At 43.1% G+C, this 19,123-nt stretch carries 18 protein-coding genes and 1 rRNA gene; all 19 read right to left on the bottom strand.

All coding sequences use genetic code 11. The features are described from left to right. Positions 1 to 140 precede the first annotated feature (140 nt). Positions 141 to 1,689 (bottom strand): 16S ribosomal RNA (locus NSU11_RS00495). Positions 1,690 to 2,031: 342 nt separating this feature from the next. Continuing rightward, the gene (gene lysS / locus NSU11_RS00490) at positions 2,032 to 3,531 is read right to left on the bottom strand and encodes a lysine--tRNA ligase (RefSeq protein ID WP_024427180.1); all 1,500 of its coding nucleotides are present in this window, start codon (positions 3,529 to 3,531) and stop codon (positions 2,032 to 2,034) included. A gap of 91 nt (positions 3,532 to 3,622) precedes the next feature. Beyond that, positions 3,623 to 4,624, bottom strand: coding sequence for a tRNA dihydrouridine synthase DusB (dusB, locus tag NSU11_RS00485; RefSeq protein WP_024425662.1), 1,002 nt, complete (start codon positions 4,622 to 4,624; stop codon positions 3,623 to 3,625). Then, positions 4,617 to 4,850, bottom strand: coding sequence for a helix-turn-helix transcriptional regulator (locus NSU11_RS00480; RefSeq protein ID WP_024425661.1), 234 nt, complete (start codon positions 4,848 to 4,850; stop codon positions 4,617 to 4,619). The genes dusB and NSU11_RS00480 overlap by 8 nt, the downstream gene beginning before the upstream one ends. Then, entirely contained in the window at positions 4,802 to 5,305 is a 504-nt protein-coding gene (folK, locus tag NSU11_RS00475) for a 2-amino-4-hydroxy-6-hydroxymethyldihydropteridine diphosphokinase (RefSeq protein ID WP_024425660.1), read from the bottom strand. The genes NSU11_RS00480 and folK overlap by 49 nt, the downstream gene beginning before the upstream one ends. Further along, the gene (folB, locus tag NSU11_RS00470) at positions 5,302 to 5,664 is read right to left on the bottom strand and encodes a dihydroneopterin aldolase (RefSeq protein ID WP_080780838.1); all 363 of its coding nucleotides are present in this window, start codon (positions 5,662 to 5,664) and stop codon (positions 5,302 to 5,304) included. Before folB ends, folK begins: the two co-directional genes overlap by 4 nt. Beyond that, positions 5,657 to 6,514 carry a dihydropteroate synthase gene (gene folP, locus NSU11_RS00465; protein WP_044334311.1) on the bottom strand — a complete coding sequence of 286 codons (858 nt, stop codon included), beginning with the start codon at positions 6,512 to 6,514 and terminating at the stop codon, positions 5,657 to 5,659. The genes folB and folP overlap by 8 nt, the downstream gene beginning before the upstream one ends. A 9-nt stretch (positions 6,515 to 6,523) precedes the next feature. Continuing rightward, positions 6,524 to 7,372: an aminodeoxychorismate lyase gene (gene pabC / locus NSU11_RS00460; RefSeq protein WP_044334308.1), complete on the bottom strand. Its 849-nt coding sequence runs from the start codon at positions 7,370 to 7,372 to the stop codon at positions 6,524 to 6,526. Further along, positions 7,369 to 7,962, bottom strand: a complete 594-nt coding sequence (gene pabA, locus NSU11_RS00455) for an aminodeoxychorismate/anthranilate synthase component II (protein WP_024425656.1) — start codon at positions 7,960 to 7,962, stop codon at positions 7,369 to 7,371. The genes pabC and pabA overlap by 4 nt, the downstream gene beginning before the upstream one ends. 13 nt (positions 7,963 to 7,975) lie before the next feature. Beyond that, a complete protein-coding gene (locus tag NSU11_RS00450) occupies positions 7,976 to 9,394 on the bottom strand; it encodes an anthranilate synthase component I family protein (protein WP_044334313.1) in 1,419 nt (472 codons plus the stop codon). 124 nt (positions 9,395 to 9,518) lie between these two features. After that, the gene (gene cysK, locus NSU11_RS00445; RefSeq protein WP_024425655.1) at positions 9,519 to 10,442 is read right to left on the bottom strand and encodes a cysteine synthase A; all 924 of its coding nucleotides are present in this window, start codon (positions 10,440 to 10,442) and stop codon (positions 9,519 to 9,521) included. A 77-nt stretch (positions 10,443 to 10,519) separates the two neighbouring features. After that, positions 10,520 to 11,428, bottom strand: coding sequence for a peptidyl-prolyl cis-trans isomerase (locus NSU11_RS00440; RefSeq protein WP_024425654.1), 909 nt, complete (start codon positions 11,426 to 11,428; stop codon positions 10,520 to 10,522). Between the two features lie 46 nt (positions 11,429 to 11,474). Further along, on the bottom strand, positions 11,475 to 12,350 hold the full coding sequence (gene hslO, locus NSU11_RS00435; protein WP_342493748.1) for an Hsp33 family molecular chaperone HslO: 876 nt from the start codon (positions 12,348 to 12,350) through the stop codon (positions 11,475 to 11,477). Between the two features lie 14 nt (positions 12,351 to 12,364). Continuing rightward, positions 12,365 to 13,141, bottom strand: coding sequence for a type III pantothenate kinase (locus NSU11_RS00430; RefSeq protein ID WP_024427185.1), 777 nt, complete (start codon positions 13,139 to 13,141; stop codon positions 12,365 to 12,367). A gap of 162 nt (positions 13,142 to 13,303) precedes the next feature. Continuing rightward, positions 13,304 to 15,205, bottom strand: coding sequence for an ATP-dependent zinc metalloprotease FtsH (gene ftsH / locus NSU11_RS00425; protein WP_024427186.1), 1,902 nt, complete (start codon positions 15,203 to 15,205; stop codon positions 13,304 to 13,306). A gap of 95 nt (positions 15,206 to 15,300) precedes the next feature. Further along, entirely contained in the window at positions 15,301 to 15,840 is a 540-nt protein-coding gene (hpt, locus tag NSU11_RS00420) for a hypoxanthine phosphoribosyltransferase (protein WP_008357399.1), read from the bottom strand. Between the two features lie 15 nt (positions 15,841 to 15,855). Next, positions 15,856 to 17,259, bottom strand: a complete 1,404-nt coding sequence (tilS, locus tag NSU11_RS00415; protein ID WP_122632220.1) for a tRNA lysidine(34) synthetase TilS — start codon at positions 17,257 to 17,259, stop codon at positions 15,856 to 15,858. A gap of 96 nt (positions 17,260 to 17,355) precedes the next feature. Further along, positions 17,356 to 18,363 (bottom strand): protein kinase family protein, encoded by a 1,008-nt coding sequence (locus NSU11_RS00410; RefSeq protein WP_133744987.1) that lies wholly within the window; start codon positions 18,361 to 18,363, stop codon positions 17,356 to 17,358. Continuing rightward, positions 18,347 to 19,084 carry a VWA domain-containing protein gene (locus tag NSU11_RS00405; RefSeq protein WP_024425649.1) on the bottom strand — a complete coding sequence of 246 codons (738 nt, stop codon included), beginning with the start codon at positions 19,082 to 19,084 and terminating at the stop codon, positions 18,347 to 18,349. The genes NSU11_RS00410 and NSU11_RS00405 overlap by 17 nt, the downstream gene beginning before the upstream one ends. Positions 19,085 to 19,123 lie beyond the last annotated feature (39 nt).

Here is a 19,123-nt window from a genome sequence, read left to right as displayed (position 1 = left end):
CATTGCATTCAATGTGAATGTATTACTTATTGTTATCTAGTTTTCAAAGAACAATCCTGTCTCGCTAGAGACATGTTTTGAAGGAATGATCCTTCAAAACTAAACAAAACGAAAACGTACGCTGCTCCATATATCCTTAGAAAGGAGGTGATCCAGCCGCACCTTCCGATACGGCTACCTTGTTACGACTTCACCCCAATCATCTGCCCCACCTTCGGCGGCTGGCTCCATAAAGGTTACCTCACCGACTTCGGGTGTTGCAAACTCTCGTGGTGTGACGGGCGGTGTGTACAAGGCCCGGGAACGTATTCACCGCGGCATGCTGATCCGCGATTACTAGCGATTCCAGCTTCACGCAGTCGAGTTGCAGACTGCGATCCGAACTGAGAACAGATTTATGGGATTGGCTAAACCTTGCGGTCTTGCAGCCCTTTGTTCTGTCCATTGTAGCACGTGTGTAGCCCAGGTCATAAGGGGCATGATGATTTGACGTCATCCCCACCTTCCTCCGGTTTGTCACCGGCAGTCACCTTAGAGTGCCCAACTGAATGCTGGCAACTAAGATCAAGGGTTGCGCTCGTTGCGGGACTTAACCCAACATCTCACGACACGAGCTGACGACAACCATGCACCACCTGTCACTCTGTCCCCGAAGGGAAAGCCCTATCTCTAGGGTTGTCAGAGGATGTCAAGACCTGGTAAGGTTCTTCGCGTTGCTTCGAATTAAACCACATGCTCCACCGCTTGTGCGGGCCCCCGTCAATTCCTTTGAGTTTCAGTCTTGCGACCGTACTCCCCAGGCGGAGTGCTTAATGCGTTAGCTGCAGCACTAAGGGGCGGAAACCCCCTAACACTTAGCACTCATCGTTTACGGCGTGGACTACCAGGGTATCTAATCCTGTTCGCTCCCCACGCTTTCGCTCCTCAGCGTCAGTTACAGACCAGAGAGTCGCCTTCGCCACTGGTGTTCCTCCACATCTCTACGCATTTCACCGCTACACGTGGAATTCCACTCTCCTCTTCTGCACTCAAGTTTCCCAGTTTCCAATGACCCTCCCCGGTTGAGCCGGGGGCTTTCACATCAGACTTAAGAAACCGCCTGCGAGCCCTTTACGCCCAATAATTCCGGACAACGCTTGCCACCTACGTATTACCGCGGCTGCTGGCACGTAGTTAGCCGTGGCTTTCTGGTTAGGTACCGTCAAGGTGCGAGCAGTTACTCTCGCACTTGTTCTTCCCTAACAACAGAGCTTTACGATCCGAAAACCTTCATCACTCACGCGGCGTTGCTCCGTCAGACTTTCGTCCATTGCGGAAGATTCCCTACTGCTGCCTCCCGTAGGAGTCTGGGCCGTGTCTCAGTCCCAGTGTGGCCGATCACCCTCTCAGGTCGGCTACGCATCGTCGCCTTGGTGAGCCATTACCCCACCAACTAGCTAATGCGCCGCGGGTCCATCTGTAAGTGACAGCCGAAACCGTCTTTCATCCTTGAACCATGCGGTTCAAGGAACTATCCGGTATTAGCTCCGGTTTCCCGGAGTTATCCCAGTCTTACAGGCAGGTTACCCACGTGTTACTCACCCGTCCGCCGCTAACATCCGGGAGCAAGCTCCCTTCTGTCCGCTCGACTTGCATGTATTAGGCACGCCGCCAGCGTTCGTCCTGAGCCAGGATCAAACTCTCCGAAAAAGTACAAAACCGAAGTTTTGCTTTTCGCCAGTTTGACTGACTACCTATGAAGTATCATAGGATTTTTTTATAAAAACTCGAATTAACAGGTACGTTTTGTCTTGTTTAGTTTTCAAAGATCATGTTCGTTATCGCTCGTAAGCGACTTTAATATCTTACCATTTTGCATCGGTTAAAGTCAAGAACTTTTTTCAATTTCTTTTTTTAACCTCGTTGCTGTTTTGCGGCAACGAATAATAATATACCACCTGGAATCTTTCCTTGCAATAGTTTTTTTAAAAAAAGTTTCATTTTATGAAAAATAAAAAGCGCCATAGATAAAATGGCGCTTTGATTGATATATTAGCGGTTTCTCATTTGCGGGAAAAGCAGTACATCTCTGATTGATGGAGAATTTGTTAAAAGCATGATTAATCGGTCGATCCCGATTCCTAAACCACCTGTTGGAGGCATGCCGTATTCTAATGCTTCAACAAAATCGTCATCCATTAGATGTGCTTCGTCATTTCCTTCTTCACGTTCTTTTAATTGAGCTTCAAAGCGTTCTCTTTGATCAATTGGATCGTTTAGCTCTGTGAATGCATTTGCATGCTCACGGCGCACGATAAACAGCTCAAAGCGATCTGTGAAGCGAGGATCTTCAGGATTTTTCTTAGCTAATGGAGAAATCTCCACTGGATGTCCGTAAATGAATGTAGGCTGAACCAATGTTTCTTCTACTTTTTGCTCGAAGAACTCATTGATAATATGACCTACTGTCATATTTTTCGTGATTTCAACACCATGATCAGCAGCATGCTGTTTTGCTTCTTCTATAGACATCTCCTGCCAGAAGTCTACACCTGTTGCTTCTTTGACCGCTTCAACCATATGCAGTCTCTTCCATTCAGGTTTGAGATCAATTTCATCTTCTCCATATTGAATGGTTGTTGTTCCCAGCACCTCTTGGGCAATATGGGCAATCAAGTTTTCAGTCAGATTCATGATGTCTTTGTAGTCTGCGTATGCTTCATACAGCTCGATCATAGTGAATTCTGGGTTATGACGAGTCGATACACCTTCATTACGGAATACGCGGCCAATCTCGTATACTTTCTCTAGACCACCGACAATTAGGCGTTTTAAGTGCAGCTCGATCGCAATACGCATATAAAGCGGCATATCAAGTGCATTGTGATGAGTAATGAAAGGACGCGCTGATGCACCACCAGGAATGCTGTGCATTGTTGGTGTTTCAACTTCTAAGTATCCTTTAGAATCTAAGTATCTTCTCATGGATTGAATGATTTTGCTTCGCATAATGAACGTCTGCTTACTTTCTGGATTTACAATGAGGTCAAGGTAGCGCTGACGATAGCGTTGTTCAACATCTTTTAATCCATGATATTTATCAGGAAGCGGGCGAAGTGCTTTTGTCAGAACCTCAAAGCTAGTCGCTTTAATAGAAAGTTCTCCTACATTTGTTTTAAAAACAGTTCCTGTTACACCGATAATATCGCCTAGGTCTGAGCTTTTAAATAATTCGTAGGCTTCTTCCCCTACACTATCTTTACGAACGTAGATTTGAATTTGTCCTTCTAAGTCTTGAATATGCGCAAAGCCAGCTTTACCTTTTCCGCGCTTTGTCATCATACGTCCAGCGATTGTTACTTGAGCCGCTTTTCCTTCTAAGTCTTCTTTAGAAAACTCGTCATATTCAGCGATAATTTGCGCAGATTGATGAGAACGGTCATATCGTTCACCGAATGGATCGATACCCTCTTCTCTCATTTTATTCATTTTGTCACGTCTGACCTGGAATTGGTCATTTAATTCTTCGTTATTAAGCCCTTCATTACTCATTTTATATCACTCCAATAATGTATTTTGCAGAGAAAAGCAGAAAAACTGCCAGTACATGCACTAGCAGTGAGCTACAAAAAGAAAGATAATCTTATCCTACTTTTATACTTTGAAGCTCTTTTGCCTCGGCTTCGATCGTAAAGTCATCAAGAACTTGTACAAGCTCCGCTCTCGTTTCACTTTGATTGATTTGATTTCTTACGTCCGCATTGCCTCGGACACCTTTTAAGTACCATGCTGCGTGCTTTCTCATTTCTCTAACAGCCACATGCTCGCCTTTTAGATCGATGAGTCTGTCTAAGTGAAGCTTGCACACTGACATTTTCTCACGCACGTTTGGCTCTTCTTTCAGTTCACCCGTTTCTAAATAATGAACCGTTCGATAAATCATCCACGGGTTTCCTAGTGCAGCTCTTCCGATCATGACAGCGTCCACACCCGTTTCATCAAGCATACGTTTTGCATCTTGAGGGGTTTTGACATCGCCATTGCCGATGACAGGAATTGAAACAGATTGTTTAACCTCTTTAATAATATCCCAATTCGCTGTTCCTTCGTACATTTGCACGCGTGTCCGTCCGTGAAGCGCAACCGCTTGTCCACCTGCTCGTTCAACAGCACGGGCATTGTCGATAGCAAAGATATGGTCTTCATCCCAGCCCATTCTCATTTTCACAGTAACTGGTTTGTCTACAGCTTCTACGACAGCAGAGACCATTTCATAAATCTTGTTTGGATCAAGGAGCCATTTCGCTCCTGCATCACATTTCGTAATCTTTGGTACAGGACAGCCCATGTTAATATCAATAATATCAGCTGTGGTATTCTGGTCTACGAACTTTGCCGCTTCAACGAGTGTGTCTTTTTCCCCTCCAAATATCTGAAGGCTCAAAGGCTTTTCCCGTTCATCAATGTATAGCATACCCATCGTTCTCGCGTTGTTGATCAGGATCGCTTTGTCACTGACCATTTCAGCGCAGACTAAGCCCGCTCCAAACTCTTTCACCGTCAGTCTGAAGGCAGAGTTGCACACACCAGCCATTGGTGCGAGCACTACTTTGTTTTTAATCTCGATATCTCCGATTTTAAACATTTTTCCCCCTCCTTTCTTCTTCAAGAATTGGCGAAAGTTCTTCCACCGTTATATTTAAAGCATCTGCTATTTGACCAACCAATTGGTTTGTTGGTAATCGATTGCCTCGCTCAATTTCTCCTAAGACAGAGACAGAGATGCCCAGTCTTTTCGCGAACCCTTCCTGAGTATACCCTTTTAGCTTTCGGTATGCACGAATTCTTCTACCCCACATGTCTTTTTCCATATGCTTACACCTTCTTGGTCTGTTACGGCATTTATTTGTACTTCGCCGATTTCTGGGCAAATCTCACTCATCGGGACAAGAACGAATAAACGTTCGTACATTCTAGGATGCGGCACTACAAGTTGTTCTGTTTCAATATTTTCACGATTATAAAGTAAAATGTCAAGGTCAGCCGTTCGCGGTCCCCATCTCACTTCTCTTGTTCTGCCTAACTCCTGCTCGATTTTCTGAGTAAGAGACAGCAGTTCCTCCGGACGAAGTGAAGTGGTAATTTTCACGGCCATGTTTAAAAAGTCATCTTGGTTTTCATAGCCTACAGGTGCTGTTTCATATATCGATGAGATTAATTCCACTTGAACCTCTGGATGTTCATGCAGTTTTTTGACGGCTTCTTTTAAATAGGTTTCTTTTTTACCTATGTTTGAGCCTAATGCGATGTATGCTGTATTGTTCATGTGCGCGATCTCGTCATTTCAATTGCAACGGACTGATAGTGTCCTGGAATTGGCGGATCTGGTTTGATCACCTTCACTGTACATTCCTGAACTGTCGGAAAGTCCTTTAACACTTGGTTTGCAATTCTTTCTGTCAGTGTTTCAACGAGATTGACCGGCTTACCTTCTACAATGCTTTTGCAGATTTGGTAAAGCTCTGCATAGTTGATGGTCTCATTGAGGTCATCAGTTTGTCCGGCTTTACTTAAATCAAGTGAAGCTGTTAAGTCCACGCGGAATCGCTGCCCTAATTTATTTTCTTCTGCAAATACACCATGGTACCCGTAAAATTCCATTCCATTTACATATACTTTATCGATGATAAGCGCCTCCCTTATTCAGCATAGCATCCATCATTTTTGCCATTCTTGCTATTTCTTTTACATCATGTACACGGACCATCGCACTGCCCTTTTGAATCCCAAGGCAAACTGTCGCACCTGTTCCTTCAGTACGTTCTTCAGGAGGCAGGTCTAAAACAGCACCAATGAATCGTTTTCGTGATGTAGCTAGCAGCAGTGGATACCCAAGGTGACAAAAATATTCGAGTTCATTCATGACCTTCAGGTTGTCCTCTTTATTTTTCGCAAATCCTACCCCTGGATCTAATATAATCATGTCATCACGGACACCCGCTTGCTGGGCAATTTGGACACTTTCTTTCAAATCGGCGATCATATCTGAAATCAGATGTGTGTAGTTTCGTTCTGGCCGATTGTGCATTAAAATGATTGGGACATTGTGCTTCGCTGCCACATGTGCCATTTGGGGATCTGCCTTCGCTCCCCATACATCATTAATGATGGAGGCTCCAGCTTTCACCGCTTCATCTGCGACACGGGCTTTATACGTATCAATAGAGATAGGTACATCTAATTCTTTTGTGATCTTCTCAATGACAGGAATGACCCTTGAAAGCTCCTCTTCTTCCGAGACAAGTGCCGCTCCCGGGCGAGTCGATTCTCCGCCAATATCAATAATATGCGCCCCGTCTTCTATCAGCTGCGCTGCATGAGCCAGCGCTTTATCTACTTGATTAAACTTTCCTCCATCTGAAAAAGAGTCAGGAGTGACATTTAAAATGCCCATGACCAATGTCTTTTCTTCATAGCTAAGGGTGTGATGCTTGGCCTGTATGATTTTAGGCTGTTTTATCAATTGTTGTGTCATTGTGTCCACCTACTCTTTATGGTCTTGACGTTCTTTTGTGTATTGCATTCTTAACTTTGTTGAGATGGTCCGGCTGTTTTTGGGCAAGTGGATGTCTCCTATACTCCCGAAAGGTACGACTCCCTGAACAGAATTAGTCATCCATACCTCATCAGCTGAGAGCAAATGTGAGACTGGGTATCGTCCTTCCTTTAGCGAGATCCCCATCGCGTGGAGCGTTTCCATACAGTATCGACGAGTGACCCCATTTAAAATGCCTGTATCAAGTGACGGTGTATAGACCACATCATCTTTCCGCCAAAAAACATTCGAGGTAATACCTTCTGCCACATCATCTTCTTTCGTTAAAAAGATGCCTTCTAACGCCAGGTCGTTCCCCACTTCTCTTTTGGCGAGCAGGTTGTTCATATAGTGATGAGACTTGAGGCGCCTTGGCCCTTCTGGTGTATTTCTTCTTGTTTGAAGAATGACTCCCTTTTTCTCATCTAAAATAGATTCTGGACGGAATGGAGAGATCATGACAAAAACGACAGGCTCTTCATAAGGATCTGCAGAAAACCCATTGCCTCTGCCCGCAGAAACATTCAAGCGAATTCTCGCATGGCCGCCGGCTATTTGGTTTTTATTCAGTAAAGTATAAATGATGTCGAGTACAAATGGTTTCTCTATTGTGGATTCGATGCAAAGGTCACGTAATGATTGATTGAGCCTTTCAAGATGCCAATCTAACAGGAAGACTTGTCCTGCCAGGCTGGTAAATGTTTCGAATACACCGATGCCATATAGAAAACCATGATCAAAAGGAGAAAGAGTCGCGTCTTTCTCCTCTATATACTGACCGTTCAGATAAATGATCATGCGTTTACTTCATGCCCCTTTTTACGATAGGTTTCAATGAAATTTTTCAGCATTTCTTTTCCGAAGGACGTCATAATCGATTCAGGATGGAATTGCACACTTTCAATCGGCAGTTCTTTATGGCGAATCGCCATGAGCTCACCTTCTTTTGTGCTGGCTGTTGCGTCAAAGCATTCTGGCAATGTCTCGTTTTTGACAATTAACGAATGATATCTCGTTGCAACGAGCGGATTTTGAAGTCCTGTGAAGACACCTTTTCCATCATGTTTAATCTCTGACGTTTTACCGTGCATTAAGCGCTCTGCTCGAACGACATCCCCGCCAAAGACTTGTGCGATGGATTGGTGACCTAGACACACACCGAAGATCGGAATACTTCCTGCAAAGTGCTTGATCGCCTCCATACTAATTCCCGCTTCATCAGGACTGCATGGCCCTGGAGAAATCATGAGGAAATCCGGCTTGAGCTCTTCAATTTCTTGAATGGTTACTTGATCATTCCGTTTCACGATCAATTCTTCCCCAAGCTCACCTAAATACTGGACCAGGTTGTACGTAAATGAATCATAATTATCAATCATTAAAATCATACTCTGCTCACCTCTAACTCAAAATAGTCTCTTCTTTGCTCAGCTGTAATGCTTTTTTCACTGCATAGGCTTTTTTAATCGATTCTTTATATTCGTGTTTTGGGACAGAATCTATGACAATCCCCGCACCTGACTGCATAAAGGCTTTTCCTTCTGTACAATACGCAGTACGAATGACGATATTAAAGTGCATATCGTGATTGAATCCAAACCAGCCTATAGATCCAGTATAAAGCCCACGTCTTGTTGGCTCAAGTTCTTCTATGATTTCCATCGTCCTTACTTTTGGAGCACCTGTAATCGTTCCACCTGGGAATACAGCTCTCATGACATCTACCGCGTCACATTCATCACGCAGCTCCCCTTGTACATTGGATACAATATGCATCACGTGCGAATATTTCTCAATCGCCATAAATTCGTTCACTTTTACGGATCCATAAGTGGATACGCGTCCAAGGTCATTCCGCTCAAGGTCAACGAGCATCACATGCTCTGCGCGTTCTTTTTCATTTTCAATGAGCTCTTTTGCCAGCGCTTGATCCTCAGCGTCGTCTTTGCCTCGTGATCTTGTTCCGGCAATTGGTCTTGTTTCTAGCTGAGTTCCTTTTTTCTTAATAAGCAGCTCTGGAGATCCACAAACAATTTGGAAGTCAGGCGTATGCAGGTAAGACATGTAAGGAGATGGATTGACTTGACGTAACGTTTTGTATAAATCATACGGATGAGTGTGAAGCTGTTCATCTTGTCTGATGGATAAGTTCACTTGGAACACATCACCGTTTGCGATATATTGCTTAATTTTCTCTACTGCTTCCCCAAAGGTTTCTTCAGTGAATAGTGCTGCTGGTACAAATTCTGTGGAAGGTTCACTGACAGGTGATTGTGCTGATTCTTCTGAAGAGCTTGTCCATTTTTGCTTCCATTCTTCAAGCCTTTGGTTCGCTTCACTCCCTGATTCCGCTTCCTCTATGTGCGTAATCAGCCAAAGCGCGTGCTCTTTATGATCAAAAACTGCAACATCGTTAAATACGAGAAAATAAAGGTCTGGTGTTTGAAGATCATCAATTGACAGCATCTTAAAATGTTCGATGTATCTAGCATAATCGTAGCTTAAAAACCCAATTGCTCCGCCTTGAAAGTCGGGGTATTCGTCGTTCGTTTCGGTTTGGAGGGTTTGAAACCAATCCGTAAAGGCTCTGAATGGATCACCTTCTTTGAACAGCACCTCATCTTGATAATGGATAGTCGTCATTCCATCTTTCCCCTTCGCTTTAGCGATCGGGTGAATACCAGCGATGCTATAAGAACCGCCGCGCGCACTTTCAAGAAGCACATGATGTGTTTCACGAGCAGTTAATTGTTCGTATCTTTTCAAAAATGCATCTTTCGTAAAAGGAATTTTGATGCCCATCGGCCTGCGTTGTGTCATATTATCATCCTTTTTCATTTTCATTAACCTTATTGTAATGCAATCCATTTTATTTAGAAAATAGTATTTGCTTTCCATCTTCAGAATTCATAAAAAAACCCCAGCAAATGCTGGGGTGATTGGTTTAATCGAATTGATAAAGAGGTGTACTGAGGTAACGCTCACCATTACTTGGGATGATGGCCAGAACCTTTTTCCCTTTACCAAGCTTCTTCGCTGTTTGAAGCGCTGCGTAAATAGCTGCTCCAGAAGAAATACCGCCAAGGATTCCTTCTTCTTTCGCTGCTTTTCTTGCAAGCTCAAATGCATCTTCGTTTTTCACTTGGATGATGCCGTCATATATTTCTGTGTTCAAGATTGAAGGAACAAAACCTGCTCCAATTCCTTGAATTTTATGCGGACCCGGCTTACCGCCTGACAATACAGGAGAATCTGTCGGCTCTACTGCATAAAGCTGGATGGATGGGATGGCTTCTTTTAGGACTTCACCAGCACCTGTAATCGTACCGCCCGTACCAACACCTGCAATAAATGCATCAAGCTCGCCGTCAAACTGTTCAAGAATTTCTTTCCCAGTTGTACGACGGTGAATCTCTGCATTGGCTTCGTTGCTAAATTGCTGAGGCATGAAGTAACCATGCTCTTCTGCTAATTCTTCCGCTTTTTTGATGGCACCTTTCATTCCTTCTGCACCTGGTGTTAAGACAAGTTCCGCACCATAAGCGCGTAAAAGGTTGCGGCGCTCCTGACTCATTGTGTCCGGCATAACCAAAATTGCATTGATTCCTTTAGCAGCCGCTACCATTGCAAGGCCGATTCCTGTATTTCCGCTTGTTGGTTCAATAAGCGTATCGCCGGCTTTTAATGTACCTTTTGCTTCAGCATCTTCGATCATCGCTAAAGCAATACGATCTTTGACACTGCTGCCCGGGTTCATATATTCAAGTTTCAAGTAGACATCCGCACTGTCTTCATCTACTAAACGGTTTAATTTAACGACTGGTGTATTTCCTATTAGTTCAAAAACTGAATTTGCAATACGAGCCATCACTAACACCTCTATCTCCGAGTAATTTTATTGTATTAATATTAAATTATCAATTTCAAAAAATTTTGTCAATGCTTTTAGTCCTGCTCTCCATCGTAAAACCATGTGACTTTTGCTTCTTTCCACAGGGTTTTGACATTCGCCTTTTCACCTAGATCTTCCATGGCGATCTGCCTTTTAATCTGGTCTTTGACTTCGTCATAGGAGAAAGAGCGGCCATTTAATTTTTCTTTTAACTGAATAATGGCATACCCGTTTTTGGTCTGAATCGGCTCTTTCGTCCATTCATCTGGCTGAAGCTTTTGAGCTTCTTGTATGTATAGGGCTGGGATACTTTCCTGCTCTTCTGTCACAAATCCAAGATCTCCGCCGTATGGTGAGGTGTAACGGTCGATTGAACGTTCAGCTGCCACAGCTTCGAAGCTAGATCCACCTTTTAAATCTTTTAATACATTTTCAGCCTCGCTCTTTGTCTTCACGACGATATGGCGAATGCGGTATGAATCATCATATTGATATAAGTCCTTGTTTTTTTCATAAAACGATTTCGCTTCTTTTTCAGAAACGACGGCATCTCTTGTTAAAAGCTGCTCTAATAAAATTTGATAACGAATCTGTTCTTTCCATTCCTTCTCACTTGTATGTCCATCTTCATAGAAATTATTAGACACCGCTTTGAGCATGAGCAATTCACGATTGATCTCTTTTGAAGACACTTCCAGCTTGTTTTGCTTGGCAAGCTGATTGACCACCTTCTGATTGATCATTTGCTCAAGAGTCGCCTTTCCGTAGCGGTCTTCCATTTTCTTTAGCCATTCTTGACGCGTCACCTTCTCTTTTCCAATCGACGCAATTTCTTCACCACTCTTCCCGTTAGAAGAAGCCTGTGACATTTGTGACTTTGTTAATACATATGCAATGACAACGGCATTAATCATGAGCAACACGAGAATAAATGTCCATACCACTCTTGCTTTTAATCTCATCTTTCGTCTCCTTTCCATTCTAAAAAGAAAACCCGCTGCTTAGAGCTTAGCGGGTTAATTCTTCACGCAGCTCCTCTAGCTCTTCTTTTGTAAATACATACGTTTCGTTACAAAAATGGCATTGAGCTTCTGCTTGTCCGTCTTGTTCAATCATATCGTCAATTTCGGTTTTTCCTAGGCTGATAATGCCATTTGCAAACCGTTCTTTTGAGCAGTTACAAGCAAATTCGACAGGTACAGTTTCTAAAATTTGAGGCTTTTCACCAAGTGCTTCTTCTAATATTTGTTCTGGTGTCATCCCTTTTTCAATGAGTTTAGAGATTGGTTCAATGGTTGACAGGCGCTTTTCTAGTCTTTCAATGACAGCATCTTCTGTACCAGGCAGCAATTGAATGATGAAACCGCCTGCTGCGAGAATCGAATTATCTGGATTGACAAGGACGCCTACGCCTACAGAAGAAGGCACTTGCTCAGAAGAAACTAGATAATAAGTGAAGTCATCTCCAATTTCACCTGAGACAATTTCTGTTTGTCCTGTAAAGTGGTCCTTCAGCCCGATATCTTTGACAACACTTAACGTTCCAGATGTTCCGACTGCACGTCTAACATCCAGCTTGCCATGTTCATTTAAGTCAAAGTGAACTTGTGGATTTGAGACATATCCTCGTACCTGGCCTTTTGCATTTCCATCAGCAATAATGGCGCCGATTGGTCCACCGCCTTCTATTTTGACAGTTAGCTTATTCTCACCTTTCAGCATAGCACCCATCATGACTGTTGCTGTCATCGTTCTGCCGATGGCTGCTGATGCAGTCGGCCACGTATGATGTCTTCTTTGTGCTTCGTTGATTGTATCTGTTGTGTTTGCAGCATATGCGCGGACTTTTCCGTCATATGCTAACGCTTTAACTAAATAATCCATTTGATTTAAACCTCCTATAATACACCGACGCGATTACGTTCATAAATGAGCTGCAGTCCTTTTAATGTAAGGAACGGATCGACAATATCGATACAGTCTGATTCATTTCCAATCAATGTAGACAAACCGCCTGTTGCAATGACTTTCGGTGTTTGTTTGGCTTGCTGCTTCATCCGTTTCACTATTCCCTCGACTTGGCCAACATATCCATAAAGGATGCCGGATTGCATCGCACTGATGGTGTTTTTTCCAACAATGTGATCTGGACGGACAATCTCAATTCTCGGCAGCTTCGCCGCTCTTGTATATAAAGCCTCAGTTGAGATGGTAATACCCGGCGCAATCGCTCCACCCATGTATTGTTTTTGTTCATTGATATAACAGTAGGTTGTTGCTGTTCCAAAGTCTACCACAATAAGAGGCGCCCCATATAGGTGAATGGCTGCTACTGCATTGACAATTCGATCGGCCCCGACTTCCTTTGGATTGTCACACATAATGTTTAATCCAGTCTTCATTCCAGGCCCTACAATTTGGGGTGTTATGTGAAAATACTTTTCGCACATTCTTTCAAGTGCGAACATCATTGGCGGGACAACAGACGAGATGATAATCCCTTCTATTTGGTCAAACATCAGCCCCACATAATCGAATAAAGCCCTGATGGACATACCAAATTCGTCTTCTGTTTTATGACGGCTTGTTTCAATTCGCCAATGGTAGTTTAGATCGCCATTATGATAAACACCTAAAACGGTATTTGTGTTTCCTACATCTATCACGAGTAACAACTTCATCACCACTTTGAATAGTTTCTCAAAAAGAGCATTTTTCGACTTTCTATCATACCATACACGAATTGAGTTCCATTTGTAAACAATTCGAAACCGATCCATTCATGAATCGAAATAAAAAAAGCTGCCGGTGATCCCGGCAGCTTTCACAGAAGGAGATTAGATCTCCTCATCTTCTTTTTTCTTGATGTTTACTTTCACATCATCGTTTTTCTCTTCGTCATCTGCGTATACACGCTCTGGAAGCTTTCCAGTTTCGTAAAGAGATTTAATTTGTTCAGCATCTAATGTTTCAACTTCTAGAAGGGCTTGTGCGATGATTTCTAGCTTATCTTTATTCTCAGTGAGAATTTGTTTCGCACGTTCGTAGCTCTCCTTAATGAAACGCTGAACTTCTTGGTCAATTTCGTAAGCGATCGCTTCACTATAATTCGGTTCATTGTTGAAATCACGTCCAAGGAAGACTTGACCTCCTTGTGATTGACCGAATTGAAGCGGACCAAGTTTATCAGACATACCGAACTCTGTGACCATTCTTCTTGCAATGCCTGTTGCACGCTGGAAGTCGTTGTGAGCGCCTGTACTTACTTCACCAAACGTAATTTCCTCTGCAACACGACCGCCGAGCAAGCCGACAATCTTATCAAGAAGCTCTGGCTTCGTTTGGAAATAACGGTCTTCTCTTGGAAGCATGACCGCATATCCGCCTGCCTGACCACGAGGAACGATCGTTACTTTATGCACCATGTCCGCTTCGTCTAGGATAAGACCAATGACGGTATGACCTGCTTCATGGTAAGCCACGATATTACGTTCTTTCTTCGAAATGACACGGCTTTTCTTCGCCGGCCCAGCGATGACACGGTCAGTCGCTTCGTCAATATCACGCATATCGATTTTCTTTTTGTTATGACGGGCAGCAACAAGTGCTGCTTCGTTTAGTAAGTTCTCAAGATCTGCTCCAGAGAACCCTGGTGTTCTGCTTGCAATGGCTTTTAAGTTAACTGACTCGTCAAGCGGTTTGTTTTTCGCATGAACTTTCAGTACTTCTTCACGGCCAATAACATCTGGGCGGTCAACCGTAATTTGACGGTCAAAACGTCCCGGACGCAGCAATGCAGGGTCTAGAATATCTGCACGGTTTGTCGCAGCAATGATAATAATACCTTCGTTGGCACTAAAACCATCCATTTCAACAAGAAGCTGGTTAAGCGTTTGTTCACGCTCGTCATGACCACCGCCAAGACCGGCTCCACGCTGACGACCCACTGCATCAATCTCATCAATAAAGATTAAGCAAGGTGCATTCTTTTTCGCATTTTCGAATAAATCACGTACACGTGATGCACCGACACCGACGAACATCTCGACGAAGTCAGAACCACTGATGCTGAAGAAAGGAACGCCTGCTTCTCCTGCAGATGCTCTCGCAAGCAATGTTTTACCTGTACCTGGAGGCCCTACTAGTAAAACCCCTTTAGGGATTCTTGCGCCAAGCTCCGCAAATTTACGTGGGTCCTTCAGGAATTCAACCACTTCTACAAGCTCTTGCTTTTCTTCATCTGCACCGGCAACATCTTTAAATTTCACACGTTTCTTCTCTTCTGTGTAAAGCTTCGCCTTACTCTTACCGAAGTTCATGACTCGGCTTCCGCCGCCCTGAGCTTGGTTCAATAAGAAGAAGAACAAGATAAAGATGATGATAAACGGAATGATGGTTGTCAGAACTTGCAGCCATCCATTTGTTTCAGGTGCTGGTTCTACTTTTACATCTGTATTCTTCAGTGCACTGTAAATTTGGTCAACACCTTGACCATCTGGAACATGGGTAATGAAGTATTGATCTTTCTTCGCGCCATCTAATTGACCACGAATTTCATAAACCCCTCTTACAGGCTGAATGGAGATACTCTCCACTTTTCCCGCACTTAGATTTTGCGAAAATTTGCTGTAAGACATGTTCTCAGGCTTTTGATTTGGGGATCCTAACCAACTGACGACCCCTATCACAAGTAATAAAATAAGTATATAAAAAATCGTATTACGAAAAACCCGATTCATTCCTTACCTCCTCCCACAGTAAGCACAACTATGTTCAATAGTATCATAGAAAATCATTCCAACACAACCAATAACCTCATGTATACGTATGCTGATTAGCCTTCGTAAACAGATGGTTTTAACACTCCAATATACGGGAGGTTTCGGTAACGTTCAGCGAAATCCAATCCATAGCCGACAACAAATGCATCTGGTACTTCAAATCCAACATAATCTGCTTTGATGTCTGCTTTGCGGCCGCTTGGTTTATCAAGCAATGTCACAATTTTAATGGAATTTGCTTTACGGTATCGGAAAAGCTCTACCAGATAGCTCAAAGTTAACCCACTGTCGATGATATCTTCCATAATCAAAATATCTCTTCCTTCAACAGAAGTATCTAGATCCTTAATGATCTTTACTTCTCCAGAAGATACGGTAGACTTTCCGTAGCTAGATACATCCATAAAATCAAGTTCTAAATATGTATCAATGTGTTTGATCAGGTCTGCCATGAATGGAAGAGCCCCTTTCAAAACACCAATAGCCAGGGGAAATTTACCATCATAATCACTGGTTAATGTTGCACCCAGTTCCTTCACTTTTTGCTGGATCTCTTCTTCTGAGATCAAAATCTTTTCAATATCTTGTTTCATGCTTTTGCTTGCCCCCTACAAATTTTCGTGCTGTCTATATTGTAATACAATGAGATCGCTGTTTGTCATATCAATTTCTTCAAAAACGGATTTTTTCAGACCTGGGATCCAGATGATTTGATGATCCGAGTCAGTGACGATCGGCCAGCTGTCTCTTTCTGCAAGAGGCACTTTTTTATCAATAAATATATCCTTCACCTTTTTTGACCCATTCATCCCTTTAAGTTTGATTCGATCACCATTTTTTCGTGAGCGAATGATCAAAGGGAGATGAACATGATCTTTTTGAAGCAAGAAAAAATGGTTTCCGTTCCGTGCATCCTTCGGAACATGATTTGATACGGCAATAGACTGTCCATTTGGGAGAAAAAGCTCTTCTCCGAGCTCAACCTTTAAGTGAAGAGCATAAGACTGGTCTAATACATGCGATCGTTCAAAGGTAAACATACAGTGATCATAAGACTTGACAGCTTGTAAACCTTTTGGCAAATCTAATGATCCAGACGGTTGATCGGTATGAGATAACCAGTCTAAAGTCCCTAGAATATGCTGGTTTGAAAACGCTGATTGAGTGTTTTCATAAAGATAGTTTAATATTAGTTGAATGCCTCTTCTTTGTAAAGGCAAAGGCAGGTCAAGCAAAGGCTTCGTTTTAATCTCAATTTGCTTAGGCGATTGACTCGTTATCACTTGGTTCATTTGTTCCTTTGTTAAAGCCTGCAAGTATTGCTCATCCTCAGTCAGCATGTCACTTACAAACTGAAAGCTTTCATGTACATGAGGTGCCTCTTCTTTTAACACGGGAAGAATGTGTCTTCTTACCCGGTTTCTCAAGTAGTCATCCGTATGATTGCTTTGATCAATGACATAGGGTACATGTTCTTTTTCACAAGCTTTTAGTACGTCGTCCTTAGAGTATCCAATGAGCGGACGAATCAGCCACCCATTTTGAAAAGGACGTTTTGCTTGGATACCTGCGAGTCCTATACCAACAGTCCCTCTCGCAAGTCTCATCAACATTGTTTCTACTTGGTCGTCTCCATGATGTGCAAGCGCTATAAATTGAGCGTTGTATTGCGCCATCAATTGACGAAAGAAAGCATATCTGCACTCCCTTGCAGCTGCCTGTTTGTTTAAGCGGTTTTCTTTTGCATATTGGGTGACCTGTATGCGGGACGATTCAAAAGGGATCTCGTGCTCCTTACAGTAAGCCTCAACAAATGCCAAATCAGCAAAGGACTCTTCTCCTCTGAACATGTGATCTACATGGGCTGCAATCAGCTGATAGGAACCTTTGCGGCGCTTGTTAAGTTCATGCAGTAAGAGCATAGAATCCGGTCCGCCGGAAACCCCGACAATGACTGTCGTATTTTCAAGGTAAACATCATGTTTTTTCAAAAAAGATTCAATTCTATTCACAACTTCCTCCTCACAAAGAGCAGGTAATTTAAAGATATACATATCCTATCACTTTCAGTAGCTCCAAGCAAAGAAGAAGCCTGCTTTTTTACAGCTCTACAACAGGAACAAAACCACATATGCACAGTAAAGGGCGAGTACACTGCATACGATAAGAATGGTTTCAAAAAGCCCGCCTGATTTTTTACGTACTGACGTTCTTTTTGCTGCTGCAGCCCGCGATCGTGAAGTCACTTGTTGATTTTGATTAACAGCGGGTTTTGGCGCGGGTTTTGGCTGCTGCTTCTTTTGGCGCGATTTTCTTGATGCAATCAACTGTCCTTCTTTCAGCATCGCACTTTTCATGTCTGCTGCTGATTGATATTTACCTTGTAGAGCAGCCTTTAACACCCTTTCATATCGCTTTAATAAAGGATGTCCTTCAATGGCTCGATAAAGCTGCTTTTCTGGTTCTGCTCCTTTTTTGAATTCTTTCTTATACGCACAGTTGACCATCACCATGGTCAGGGCAAATAAATCATAGGTTGGTTCAGCTTTTCGTGTACCGAATCCCCAATAGCCTCGATCAAAAAACTCGGTATACTCTTTAATTGCCCTGCCCGCTTTCGTCGTTCCTCCCACATCAATGCACCGGATTGTGGCAGGGGGACCAGAAACAATAAGATTATCCGGCTTTAAATCACCAAAAATCCATCCTTCCTGATGTAAATGAGCCAAGCTAGATAAAAGCTGAATCATTAAAACCACAATCCACTCATCACCCTTTTGTTTCACAAATTCAAGCAGTAATGGGCCTCTGACATATTCCATCACATAAAAAGAGCGTTTTTGAGGCATACCGGGATAAATTGCATCATCCATATCATAAAAAGAAGGCCCCATGGTTTTCACAGGAGCCTTTGAAAAGGATTTTAATACATTGACTTCAGATGCAATGAGCATACTGTCATCACTCACTTTAAGGGCCGCTTGCCCATGTGGCGATTCGGCCAAATAGACAACACCGTTCGCCCCTTTTCCAAGCTCTTTTACAATACGGTAATGATGGTGGTGCCATTTCCCTTGAATCACCGTGCCTAACGGGATGTTAGAAGCCGAATTCATCATTATGCTCTTCCTTTGCTTCAAGCAGCCCTTTGCGTGAACGAACTGATTTGAAATGCTGAAGTGCTTCCCGAAGCGCTGGTCCCGTTGGGGTGATGCCTCCAGTGGTCAGTTTTGGGAAAATAGATGATAATGAATCGAATCGAGGCGTCCAATTCAACACAATTTCAGCATCTGAGTTTTTCCCGGGAAATACACACATCCCAAACTGATTTTCTCCAATTCTTGAATTTAAACTGATGGAAAGGTCGATAAGTGCCTCTTTGACGGTTGGCAGCTTCGGTTTCATACTTGCACTTGTATCAACAAGCACGAGTACTTGAAGGTGAACCGTTTCTCCTAACTCATCGACAACCTCCATTACTTCCCCGCGCTTATCAGGTGGAAGCTCTTCAATTTCAGTGTCTTTGCCGAGTATTTGCTGTAATTCTTTATTCACAACACCTTGCAGGGTTTGTGTCATTGCTTTTTTCGTGACCATTTGTACTGTTTGAGATAACTGCTGGACGTAGACAACTTGATGGATGCCTCCGCCTGCGAGAGCAATCCCCTCTACTTCCTTCATTGCTTCATGATCGTGTCTGTTTTCTTCCATAATGCCAATGACATTGACTGTAATCCCTTGTTCCTTTGCCAATGAGGCAATCGCAAGCGGATCCTCCCCGTGATTTGAGCAGCCATCTGTAATCAATAAGATTTGGTTGACGTGACCTTTTCGCATCTTCATTCCTCCTGGGATTGTAACTGAATGCTTATATCC

Origin of the sequence: Bacillus sp. FSL R5-0712, assembly GCF_038593285.1 — a bacterium.
GTDB lineage: Bacteria > Bacillota > Bacilli > Bacillales > Bacillaceae > Bacillus > Bacillus safensis.
Note: the sequence above shows the minus strand (reverse complement) of the source record. Positions and strands in the feature narration are given on the sequence as shown.